Annotated in this window: 8 protein-coding genes and 1 pseudogene; 4 read left to right on the top strand and 5 right to left on the bottom strand. The window is 41.4% G+C overall.

Going from position 1 to position 12,300, the window contains the following annotated elements; genetic code table 11:
• Positions 1-552: 552 nt before the first annotated feature.
• Both H6G26_RS26370 and H6G26_RS26365 read right to left on the bottom strand, forming a co-directional pair.
• Positions 553-1,941, bottom strand: coding sequence for an AAA-like domain-containing protein (locus H6G26_RS26370; protein ID WP_190732741.1), 1,389 nt, complete (start codon positions 1,939-1,941; stop codon positions 553-555).
• A gap of 368 nt (positions 1,942-2,309) precedes the next feature.
• Positions 2,310-3,668 carry a TrpB-like pyridoxal phosphate-dependent enzyme gene (locus tag H6G26_RS26365; protein ID WP_190732739.1) on the bottom strand — a complete coding sequence of 453 codons (1,359 nt, stop codon included), beginning with the start codon at positions 3,666-3,668 and terminating at the stop codon, positions 2,310-2,312.
• Positions 3,669-3,842: 174 nt separating this feature from the next.
• Here H6G26_RS26365 and H6G26_RS26360 point away from each other — a divergent pair, with 174 nt between their 5' ends.
• The 3 genes from H6G26_RS26360 (at position 3,843) to H6G26_RS26350 (ending at position 7,196) form a co-directional block, all read left to right on the top strand.
• Positions 3,843-4,439, top strand: coding sequence for a cytochrome b/b6 domain-containing protein (locus tag H6G26_RS26360; RefSeq protein ID WP_190732737.1), 597 nt, complete (start codon positions 3,843-3,845; stop codon positions 4,437-4,439).
• A 100-nt stretch (positions 4,440-4,539) separates the two neighbouring features.
• Entirely contained in the window at positions 4,540-5,973 is a 1,434-nt protein-coding gene (locus H6G26_RS26355; RefSeq protein ID WP_190732735.1) for a bifunctional orotidine-5'-phosphate decarboxylase/orotate phosphoribosyltransferase, read from the top strand.
• A 128-nt stretch (positions 5,974-6,101) separates the two neighbouring features.
• A complete protein-coding gene (locus H6G26_RS26350; RefSeq protein WP_190732733.1) occupies positions 6,102-7,196 on the top strand; it encodes an AI-2E family transporter in 1,095 nt (364 codons plus the stop codon).
• 223 nt (positions 7,197-7,419) lie between these two features.
• On the opposite strand, the gene H6G26_RS26345 is transcribed toward H6G26_RS26350, so the two are convergent.
• Positions 7,420-9,873, bottom strand: coding sequence for an ATP-dependent Clp protease ATP-binding subunit (locus tag H6G26_RS26345; protein WP_190732731.1), 2,454 nt, complete (start codon positions 9,871-9,873; stop codon positions 7,420-7,422).
• 340 nt (positions 9,874-10,213) lie between these two features.
• Here H6G26_RS26345 and H6G26_RS26340 point away from each other — a divergent pair, with 340 nt between their 5' ends.
• On the top strand, positions 10,214-10,510 hold the full coding sequence (locus tag H6G26_RS26340) for a DUF3288 family protein (RefSeq protein WP_190732729.1): 297 nt from the start codon (positions 10,214-10,216) through the stop codon (positions 10,508-10,510).
• Between the two features lie 238 nt (positions 10,511-10,748).
• On the opposite strand, the gene aroC is transcribed toward H6G26_RS26340, so the two are convergent.
• Positions 10,749-11,837, bottom strand: a complete 1,089-nt coding sequence (aroC, locus tag H6G26_RS26335) for a chorismate synthase (RefSeq protein ID WP_190732727.1) — start codon at positions 11,835-11,837, stop codon at positions 10,749-10,751.
• Between the two features lie 307 nt (positions 11,838-12,144).
• A pseudogene (locus H6G26_RS26330) lies at positions 12,145-12,300 on the bottom strand (photosystem II q(b) protein); the annotation flags it as partial.

Genomic DNA, 12,300 nt, shown 5'->3' with positions numbered 1-12,300 from the left:
TAGCGAAGCTCGCCGAAGGTATCGCCTAGACTAAAATTCATATTGAACTAAGTAAAAATGCCATTTGACTTACTCAAAAGGAGCTTTTGCTTTCTCAAACTCCAGTTTGCTTACTCATTTTAGTGTTTTCCGCAAGCAAAAGAAGCTTTTGCTTTCTCAAACTCCAGTTTGCTTACTCATTTTAGTGTTTTCCGCAAGCAAAAGAAGCTTTTGCTTTCTCAAACCCCAGTTTGCTTACTCATTTTGGTGTTTTCCGCAAGCAAATAGAGCTTTTGCTTTCTCAAACCCCAGTTTGCTTACTCATTTAATTAATTCGCGCATTCATTTTGGTATATCGTTGAGCCGAAAGTTTGCGTAGGCATAGCCCGTCAAACTCACGTTAATTTAGAGTGTAAATTTACAAGCGATCGCCTTTGGTGGTTTATAGATGATAATTTTTATATTAAACTATAACGCGATCGCATAACCCTTCGTAAACATTGCGTTCTTTTCTTTTTGCTTAATAGAGTACTTTCTCGGCAGCATTAAAACTAGACGCACCTAAACTAAGATTTAAAACAATTGTTCAGCACAATTATTATTTAAAGTCTCACTTTTATTCAGATATTGTCGGAAATATAAACGATATAATTCACACGCAACAGTACTGCGTAGGCGTAGCCCGTCGTACACATCGCCTTCTAAATTAATTAGCCCTATACTTTGTAATTTATATGCCAATGCTGGTTCTAATTTTATATAATTTGTAGCCTTAATTACTTCATAAAAAGCATCTCCCAATTCTGGCTCATTTTGTAGTGCTAACAGATACTGCCTTAAATACTCGTGATAAATTCCTGTTTGTGTGGGTGCTTGTTGCAATAGCTGTTCTAAATCCCTTTCCAATCCCCCTTTACCCACAAGGTGATATAAAGCCAATCGCACTAAATACGGATATCCTCCCACCATTGCCATCAAATTATCGACATTTTTACTATTTGTCCAATCCAACCCATGACGTAGCGCTAAATCCTGCACCTGCTCTTTCGTAAAGGGAGGTAACTTAATGAGCAAACCAATATTAAATGATGATTGATTCAGTTTTATTGGAACAAGAATTTCCGTTGAATAAACCAGAACTAGATGCAGTTTTTGCCAAATTTCTACCTCTTTGGCTCGTTCATGCCACGATCGCACCAATGGTAACAATTCTTCAACAATTTCTTGATGCTCAAACACCCAGTCAACCTCATCCAATATCAAAACAAGAGGACTTTCCAGCGCAGACAGTAAATACTCTTGGAAATAGATAAAGCAACTGACTTTGCTACCCATATCTTCATTCCAATAATCATTGAGTTTTGGTTCTAGCTGTAACTCCCGACTAACGTTTGTACAAAACCAGCGCAAAAATTTATCCAAACTGGTAAATACTGCTTTATCTGCTTGCTGAAAGTCCAACGTCACGGTGCGAAAGCCTTGATTGTTAGCGTATGCAAGCAACCGCAAAATCAGAGAGCTTTTCCCCATTTTCTTGGGTGCTTTGATGCAAATGAGGCTTCCAGGTTTAGCCATTTCTGCGTAGGCGAGTTCTTCAATTGGTGGACGAGGGATGTAGAATCTGCAATTGAGGGATACCGCTCCACTAGGAAATTCTAAGGATATAGCCGTGGCTGCTTTGTTGAATTCCTTAACTAATTGCTGATGTGCTTTGCTAAGACGATGATTTTCTAAAATCTGGCGGAAGTTTGATTGATTTATAGGTTCTTTGCAAAAAACACTCAGTAATTGCCATAAATTAGCAGCAATTTTCTTGACACGTTCCTCCTCATAGTGAGCTTCACAGGCTATATTTGTGTAGGTTTTTCCTGCCCATGAAGAACGCAATATAATCTCTTGGAGTGTCGTTAAACCGGTTGCTTGACTGGCTTTTAGTAGCAATACTATTTCATCTATAGTCATTACTCATCGGCTCTAATTCAGTATGAAATTTTCTCACACCATTATTCCTTGGAACTCAATATAGCCTGCGTTGTATAGACGGCAGCCAGCCCTTTCCCAAAAAACTACAAACAAAGCTTAACAATTTTTTTGTATCCTGAAACATTTGACTTGACTCAAGCGTAGAATTTTTTTTACAAAATTTTTCGAGTTTTTAGGTAATTAACCTTGGGTAGGAGGCACAAGGCAGAAGGTATTATTTTTATAATCTCATGTATTAACAAAGCAGCGATCGCATTAAAAATACCCGAGTGTGATAGATTTATAACCTTACAGCAACGCTATGTAAATGTGATCGTTTCAATTACATTTACATAGCGAATCAGTTACTACTCAACTACAGGTAATCCTGCCAGTGCCATCGCCACTTCATTTGCACTATATTCAGTATCAACAAGCCGTCCAGCTTCATAGTCAATATAAGCTTGCATATCAAAATTCCCATGACCGCAAAGGTTGAATAAGATAGTTTTGCCTTTACCTTCTTTCTTACAGAGCAAAGCCTCATCGATTGTTGCTTTGACTGCATGGTTAGCTTCTGGTGCCGGTAAAATTCCTTCTGCACGCGCAAAAGTTAATCCAGCCGCAAAGCAACCAAGTTGGTATTCAGCACGCGATTCAACTAATCCCAAATTCACAATGTGGCTAACAAGCGGGGCCATACCGTGATAACGTAAGCCTCCAGCGTGAATTCCTTCTGGCACAAACCTACTGCCTAAAGTATGCATCTTAGTAAGTGGAGTCAAGTGGGCAGTATCACCAAAATCGTAAGCATATTTACCACGAGTTAATGATGGACAAGCAGCAGGTTCGACAGCTATTACTTGTACATCTCGTTCTCCTCGCAATTTAGCGCCAATAAATGGAAAGGCAATTCCAGCAAAGTTGCTACCGCCACCTGTGCAGCCAATGACAATATCAGGGTAATCTCCTGCCATCTCTAACTGAGTAAGTGCTTCCAGCCCAATCACGGTTTGATGTAGCAGTACGTGATTGAGAACACTACCTAAAGCATACTTAGTTTGTTCATCAGCAGCAGCTACTTCCACAGCTTCACTAATAGCAATTCCCAAACTGCCGGTGCTATTGGGATGGTGTTCAAGAATTTTACGTCCGGCTTGGGTTTCAGTACTTGGGCTAGCAACTACCCTCGCGCCGTAGGTTTCCATGAGAGCTCGGCGGTAAGGCTTTTGCTGGTAGCTGACCTTTACCATGTAAACTAAGACTTCTAAACCAAATAGTGTACCAGCAAAGGCGAGGGATGATCCCCACTGTCCGGCTCCTGTTTCAGTAGTAAGCTTTTTTACTCCAGCTTGTTTGTTATAAAATGCTTGAGCAACCGCAGTATTGGGTTTGTGGCTTCCAGAGGGACTAACACCCTCATACTTGTAATAAATTTTGGCAGGCGTATCTAAGGCTTGTTCTAAACGACGGGCGCGATAAAGAGGAGTTGGTCGCCACTGGCAATAAATAGAACGGACTGCATCTGGTATTTCAATCCATTTTTGTTGACTAACTTCTTGCTCAATCAGCGCCAATGGAAACAGAGGTAATAATTCATCTGGTGTAATTGGCTTTCCAGTACCAGGATTTAAAACTGGTGGTAAGGCTTGTGGCAAATCAGCCTGGATATTATACCAAGCTTTGGGCATCTGTTTTTCAGTCAAAATGTATTTAATTGTGTCCATGTAATTAATTGACAATAAAAGGCTATTTATACAGTAAATCTTAAATAGGGGAGGCGGGATGAACAGCAATACTGCTCGGTTAAGGGAAAATAGAGGGTAAGTAATAACTACCTCGAAACTTGCGGTGTCATTTACCCAAGATAGATAAACAGCAAATTTTATCAGTCAAAATCTATGACTTTGATCCCCTCTGAAACTCGAAAGCTACCTACTCAAGCGATCGCAGCCAAAATTTTCCACTGGTGTAACATTATTAGTCTATTTATCATGCTCACCAGTGGACTACAAATTTACAACGCCAACCCAGTTTTTGGTGGACGTGCTGGTTTACACATTCCTCCGATATTCACTTTAGGAGGTTGGCTTGCAGGAGGTAGACACTGGCATTTTGCCGCAATGTGGCTATTTTCGCTGAATCTACTGTGGTATGGAATTTACATTTTAATTACCCAGCGCTGGCGACATCGGTTTGTAGGTGCTAATGACTTCAAAGCATTACAAAAAAGTCACAATACCAAACGTCTAATTTATGCTTGGCATCGAATTGCATATACAGCAATTATTCCTATCTTGCTGCTGGCCTTATTTACAGGCATAGGAATGTATAAACCTGCTCAATTTCCCTGGATTGTAGATTTTTTTGGCGATTGGCAAGCATTGCGAATTGTTCACTTTGCCTCAGTGCCGATGGTTATCTTATTTGTAATAATTCACTCTCGATTAGGGCGTAAGGCTGGTGGTACTGAATTAACAGAATCAATGTTTTGGTAAACAAACTGTGGTCATGGAGATAGGAAGACGTGGAAACTAATAACCAATGACCAATGACTAATGACTAATGACTAATGACTCTTTTTTTAAACTAAAAAAAATGAACTTTTTTGATAAATTGAATCGTAATATCTTACAAAATCAAAGCTTACTATTTGTAGGGCTTGATCCAAATCCAGAGATGATGCCTGTACGTTATGAATCTGAAGAACTCATCGCTGGTTTGGAGAAATGGTTACAATTTATTATTGCTGAAACTTCTGATTTCGTTTGTGCTTATAAACCGACGCTTGGCTTTTACGAAGCATTAGGTATTCCCGGTTTAGAATTACTGTACAAAATTTTAGCAGCTATTCCAGCCCATATCCCAGTTATTCTAGATGCTAAACACAGCGATTTAAATACTAGTACCATTTTTGCCAGAACTGTGTTTACAGAATGGCAAGTGGATGCAATTACCCTTACTCCGTATACAGGACAAGATCATGTAGCACCTTTTTTGGTCTATCAGGGTAAAGCGGTGTTTATTTTATGCTGTACTTCTAATCCAGGTGCAGAAGCTTTACAGCAATATCCTACAAACGAATCGCCCCTTTATTTACAGGTGGTAAAAGAATCAAAAACCTGGGGAACCCCAGAGCAATTGGGTTTGGAAGTAGGAACTACAAATCCTGAAGTTTTAGCATTTATTCGAGCGATCGCACCTGAACGAATTATTATGGCGCGTAGCATCTGGGCGCAGGGTGGAAACCTGAAGCAATTTTTAGAAGCAGGTTTGAATGCTAACGGCGATGGTTTGCTGATTCCTGTTCCTCAAGATATGTTGGGACAGCAAAAATTATCTGAGGAAATTCAGCTTTTACGCACAGAAATTAATCAAATAAAAACTGAAATAATTTATGAAAATTCCACTTGTTCTGTGTGGTTACCTGATGTTTGTTTCCTAAATCAGCACCCTCATCAGGATTTGATTTTACAACTTTATGATATTGATTGCATTATGTTTGGCAGCTTTGTCCAAGCATCAGGAGCTATATTTCCTTATTACATTGACTTACGCAAAATTATTTCTAATCCCCAAGTTTTTAATCAAGTTCTCACTGCCTATGAAAATATATTGAAGAATCTCATTTTTGATAGATTAGCAGGTATTCCCTATGGTTCTTTGCCTACTGCTACTGGTTTAGCTTTGCGCCTTCATTGTCCGATGATTTTCCCTCGTAAAGAGGTGAAGGCTCACGGAACTCGGAGAGTTATTGAGGGTAATTTCCATCCTGGTGAAACAGTGGTCGTAGTTGATGATATTCTCATCAGTGGTAAAAGTGTCATGGAAGGGGCAGAAAAATTGGAATCAGCAGGATTAAAAGTTAATGATATTGTGGTATTTATCGACCATGAACAAGGGGTAAAAGATAAGTTACAACAAAATGGTTATCGCGGTCATGCGGTTTTAACTCTTTCGGAAATTACTAATACTCTGTATCAAGCAGGGCGAATAAATGAGGAGCAATTTTTAGCTTTCTCTGAAGGTTAGCAATCGTAATTATAGGGAGTGAGGAGTAAGAAGTGGGGAAAAATTTTCTCATCTGCTTACTTAATAATATTTAATTGCCCAGATAAATCTATCTAGAAACTAAAATAACTTATGTTTTTAAATTAATTATGAATATTTCATTAAATCAACTACTTAAATGGTTAATTTTTACGCTGCTATTTCCTCTAGTTTTTCTCAATGCTTGGCTAGTATTTTTACTTGTTAAAAATTTTCAACCTGTTGTAACAATTCTTGTTTTGGCTACTTTGCTTGCATTCGTTTTAAACTATCCTGTTTCGGTTCTCCAAAAGCGGGGAGTTAAACGCAGCTATGCAGTGGCATTAGTTTTTATATTAGCATTGGTAATTATCGTTGCTCTGGGTAGCACTTTGGTTCCTATTGTTTTAGAGCAATTTAATGAGATGCTGAAAGTCCTTCCCAAATGGATTGATTCTAGCGAACAAAAACTTCAGATTTTAAATAATTGGTTTTCTAGCTACAACTTCAATGTGAATTTAAGTCAGTTATTAACCAGATTAACTGAGCAATTACCTAATGAATTAGAGTTTCTTTCAGATAAGCTTTTAGGCATTATCATAGATACTATTGATAGTATTTCTGAGGCATTAATCACAATAGTACTGACTTTTTATCTGTTGTTAGATGGCCCAAGCGTTTGGGAGGGAATATTTAAAAAGCTACCTGGAAGTTTTGCTCAGAAGGTAAGCCAATCTATTCAACAAAATTTTCAAAATTACTTGATTGGTCAGGGATCTTTGGCTTTTCTGATGGGAGTTTCATTAACATTATTGTTTTTAAGTTTTCAAGTTCAGTTTGCTTTACTTTTTGGTTTGGGGGTTGGGCTTTTGAGTTTAATTCCCTTTGGCGATGTCGTCAGTCTTGTTGTAATAACTTTAATAATAGCCACACATGACTTTTGGCTAGCAGCGAAAGTGTTTGCAGTAGCTGTTGTCATTGACCAGTTAATTGATCAGGCGATCGCACCACGGCTTTTAGGCAAATTCACTGGTATCAGACCAATATGGGTATTAATTGCTTTGCTTGTAGGAACCAATGTTGGTGGAGTCTTGGGTTTGCTAGTCGCGGTACCTGTAGCTGGTTTTATCAAAGATGTAGCAGATGGTTTTTCCAAACCTGGCGATTCTGAGAATGTAGGAGAAGTAGCATCCGAATTGTTGTCCAAGGAATCAATATCGCAATGAGTTGTTGATTTCTGGGGTATGCAAAGCGCACAGATGTGCTAGCCTACCGGGTGTTGCATCCAAAAAAATTGCCCAAAAAAACCCCTGGTAGAAATACCAGGGGTAAAAGATATAATACCATTTCACTTTATGTTTGTCGCAGATGCCCCTGTTTATGCCTCTACTGAGATGAGAGGCTAGAGTATTTCTCAAATATTACAACAAAAAGTGATCGGGTATAAAATTAGCCAACATTTGCCAAAAGCAATTCTCGTTTTTCTGATTTTTGTACTCTCACTTGAGAGTCATCATCAACATCGATAAGCGCTGTGTCTCCATCTGTAATTTCACCAGACAGCATTGCTTCGGCGAGAGAATCTTCTAAAAGGCGCATAATCGCCCGGCGTAATGGTCTAGCACCGTAGCTGGGGTTGTAGCCTTCTTGGACTACAAGTTCTTTGAAGCGATCGCTAACTTCTAAGATAATTCCCTTTTCCGTCAAGCGCTTAGAAACTTCACGAAGCATAATCTCAGCGATTTGCTTCACTTCATTCCTAGAAAGCTGGGTGAAGACGATAATCTCATCAAGACGGTTCAGGAACTCAGGACGGAAGTAAGCTTTCAATTCCTCATTTACTAAGGTGCGGATGCGGTTATAACTAGCGTCGGCTTGAGTGTCGAAGTCAAAGCCTAAACCACTACCACCTTTTTCAATCACCTTAGAACCGATGTTGGAAGTCAAAATGATCAGTGTGTTTTTGAAGTCTACTTTCCGACCTTTAGCATCGGTAAGATGACCGTCATCCAACATTTGCAGCAGCATATTGAATACATCGGGGTGTGCTTTTTCGATTTCGTCGAATAGCAAGACTGTGTAAGGTTTCCGCCGCACGGCTTCTGTAAGTTGTCCGCCTTCATCGTATCCTACATAACCAGGAGGCGAACCAATTAGCTTGGCGACGGTATGGCTTTCCATGTATTCGGACATATCTAGGCGAATCATGGAGTCTTCCGCACCGAAGAAGTAGGAAGCTAGTGCCTTCGCCAATTCTGTTTTACCAACTCCGGTAGGGCCAGAGAAGATAAAGCTAGCAATGGGACGATTGGGATTTTTCAAGCCAACACGGGCGCGACGGATACCGCGAGATACAGCCGAAACTGCTTGCTCTTGACCGATGAGCCGTTGATGCAGAGTGTCTTCTAGGTGCAGAAGCAATTCTGACTCAGATTCAGTCAGCTTGTTAACTGGTACGCCAGTCCAAGAGGCAACGATTTGGGCGATGTCTTCTTCGTCAACTACGGTGGAGTTGACAGGTTGATCGTTTTGTGCAAACGTTGCTTGCAGTTGTTCTGCGAGTTTTAACTCTTGGTCGCGCAGTTGTGTAGCTTTGTCAAAATCTTGGACTCTGACTGCTGCTTCTTTTTCTTTGGTAACGCCAGCAAGTTCACGCTTGAGTTCTTTATTAGGAGAACTTTGAGAGTTCCGCAGACGAACGCGAGAACCAGCTTCATCAATTAAGTCTATTGCCTTATCTGGCAAGAAGCGATCGCTAATATAGCGGTCTGATAATTCTGCTGCTGCTACAAGTGCCGCATCCAAAATTGTGACTTTGTGATGCTGTTCGTAAGCGCCGCGCAAGCCGTAAAGAATTTGTACGGTTTCTTCTACTGAGGGTTCCCCGACCATAATTGGTTGGAAACGACGCTCTAAGGCGGCATCGCGTTCGATGTGCTTACGATACTCATCGAGGGTAGTTGCGCCGATGCACTGGAGTTCACCGCGTGCTAAGGCAGGTTTGAGGATGTTTGCTGCATCCAAACCACCTTCTGTACCACCAGCGCCAACCAAGGTGTGAATTTCGTCAATCACCAAGATGATATTGCCTACAGTGCGGACTTCTTCTACGACTTTTTTGATGCGTTCTTCAAAATCGCCACGGAAGCGAGTTCCAGCTACCAATGACCCCATATCGAGGCTGATAACTTGCTTATCCTGTAAGGTTTCGGGTACATCTTGGTTGATGATCCGTTGAGCTAGACCTTCTGCGATCGCAGTTTTACCAACCCCTGGTTCTCCAATCAACACTGGGTTATTCTTAGTGCGGCGACCAAGAATTTGGATAGCCCGCTCAATTTCCTTCTCACGACCAACTACGGGGTCGAGTCTGCCTTCTTGTGCTAGTTTGGTCAAATTTCTGCCAAACTCTTCCATACTTAGCGGTTGGGTGCGTTTTTGACTACCACCACCAGCTAAAGCTGGTGCATTTTCACCCAAACGGCGAACTATAGCACTGCGGACACTCTTAAAGTCAACTCCAAGATTTTGCAGGACTTTGGCGGCGACACCTTCACCAGCCTCGGTCAATCCCAAAAGTAAGTGTTCAGTGTTGATGTAATTCTGTCCCAGACTATGAGCTTCTTTAAACGATTGCTCGAAGAGGCTTTTTACTTTAGGAGTAAAAGGAATTTCTGGTGGTACAAAGCCAGAACCCCTACCAATAATTTTTTCTACCTCGCGACGTGCATCTTTGAGGGTAACGCCTAATTCGGCCAGCACTTTAGCAGCAACCCCAGTTCCTTCTCCCATCAAACCCAGGAGAATTTGTTCAGTTCCTACAAAATTGTGTCCCAGGCGACGGGCTTCCTCCTGAGCTAACATAATTACTCTAATGGCTTCGGAAGTGAAGTGTTCAAACATAATGGGTTCTTGCTCCCTCGCTGCTTGGACTTTGGGTGAGATAAAATTCACCCTCATCTAAAGTTTTTTGTATTTTCTTAGGACTAATGTAACTTTATTTAAACTTTCGCGGCAGTGGTGAGAGCCGTAAGCCTCAGGTGTAGTTGCCGTCTGTAAGAGTTTTGAGTGGGATTAGCGATAGCAGGGCCTTTAGCCCTGTGTAGAGTAATTAGGAAATGAGTAGTTGTATATTTAACAATTAAGGTTTCAGTGTTTAGTGATTTACCTTTGCCTTATATACTCCTGTGCTCTGGGCTAAACTAAAAACTCAGGATTTAACACTTAACACTCAAGACTCATTATGACTCAACCAACGGGAGGTAAAGACCAACAACACCCTCTTTATAACCGCGATCGCACCCTTATTGATATTTTACTCGCTCAAGAGGCGACAGACTATAACTTAGCAGAATTAGCTAGATTGCGAATGCGTTATCAAGGGTTTCCAGGGGCAAGAGACATCCAAAAAGACCTAGATAAAGCCTTGCAGCAGTGGGGTTTGACCGAAACCGAGCTTTTTGAGAAAACTCGTCAAATTCACAACTTGGGGGGAATTTACAAAAGTCGGGGGAAGAAAGAGGAACAGGATTGGAATTAGGGGAGGAGGCAGGAGGCAGGGGGAAATTCGTTTCTGAATCAGCGCGTTGCGTTCTTTGTTTAATGTGGCGATGTTACCTTGCCCCGTAGCTTTTTATTGAGCAATGCGTTCTTGTGCGATCGCTATTTCTGCTGGAGTTCGATTCAGGGCAGTTTGTAGGCTTTGCAATTCGGCTTTAGCAGGAGAGAGTCGGCAATTCTCACAAGAAAATAAATATTTTTTTGTCAGTTAAAGTTTCCTACAAGACCTTACACTGCCCATGATGCCGTAACAGATGGTCACACAGCACTAATGCCACCATTGCCTCAACCATTGGAACTGCACGCGGTAATACACAAGGATCATGGCGTCCTTTTGCTGCTAATAGCGTTTCTTCGCCTTCACGAGTTACAGTTTTCTGCTCTTTTCTAATTGTTGCTGTCGGCTTAAATGCAACTCGTAAAATGATATTTTCGCCGTTAGAAATCCCCCCTTGAATACCACCAGAACGGTTTGTTAGCGTGCGGATTTGATCATTTTGATCAATATAAAATTCGTCGTTATGTTCAATTCCCGTTAGCAGCGTTCCCCCAAAACCGGAACCAATTTCAAAGCCTTTGCTAGCAGGAAGAGACATGACACCCTTAGCGATATCAGCTTCCAATTTATCAAATACTGGTTCGCCCAAACCTTTCGGCACATTTCGCGCCACACATTCTACTACACCGCCGATTGAATCACCTTGTCTACCTATTTGCTCAATTAATTCAATCATGCGATCGCTGCAATCAGCATCGGGACAACGGACGATATTGCTTTCCACTTGTTCTAAGGTGACAGTATTTGGATCAACTACACCTTCCAAGTCTTTGATGCGCTTAACGTAAGCGATAACTTCGACATTGGCGACTTGACGAAGAATTTTTTTAGCGATCGCACCTGCTGCTACTCTTCCGATTGTCTCACGCGCTGACGACCTACCCCCACCTTGCCAATTGCGAATGCCATATTTGGCATCATAAGTTGCATCTGCGTGAGAAGGGCGATACTTCTCGGCCATCTCGTCGTAATCTTGGGGACGAGTGTCTTTGTTCCGCACCAAAATGGTTATAGGCGTTCCTAATGTTTTGCCTTCAAATACCCCTGATAAAATCTCGCAGGTATCCGCTTCTTTGCGAGGCGTCGTAATTTTACTTTGTCCGGGACGTCTTCTATCTAGTTCTACTTGAATTTCTTCTGCCGAAATTTCTAGTTGTGGAGGACAACCATCAATCACAACCCCCACACCGCCGCCGTGAGACTCGCCAAAGGTACTGATGCGAAATAGATGACCAAAAATGTTGCCCATGATTTTGAGAAAAAAGGTGAGGCTTATGTATTCTACCTAGAGTTCTTACAAAAGTTTATTTTTGCATTTGTAGAATTTTTCGCTATTTTTTAGCATTTATGCAAAATTGTCTCTGAGTTTTTATCGAATCGCTGTAAGACCCCCGCCTCAACGCTTCTCCCAAGGGGAGACGCTTCGCGAACGTGTCTATGTTATTCCGTAACTCGTGCGTCAGTCCTATCTATAAATAAGTACAATACCCTAACTTAAATTAAAAGCGCCCTCCCTTTTGGGAGAGCGCTTTTTAATAAGAGCGAAACTTTCAGAATTAACCGTTGATAGCAGGAGCGCTCATTGCCACAGGAGCAACATCAGAAGCCGCCAAATCTAAGGGGAAGTTGTGAGCATTACGCTCGTGCATTACTTCCATACCCAGGTTAGCCCGGTTGATTACATCAGCCCAAGTGCTGATCACGCGACCGCT

This window comes from Nostoc sp. FACHB-888 (genome assembly GCF_014696655.1).
Taxonomy (GTDB): domain Bacteria; phylum Cyanobacteriota; class Cyanobacteriia; order Cyanobacteriales; family Nostocaceae; genus Nostoc.
This window is presented reverse-complemented; position numbering and strand designations above follow the sequence as displayed.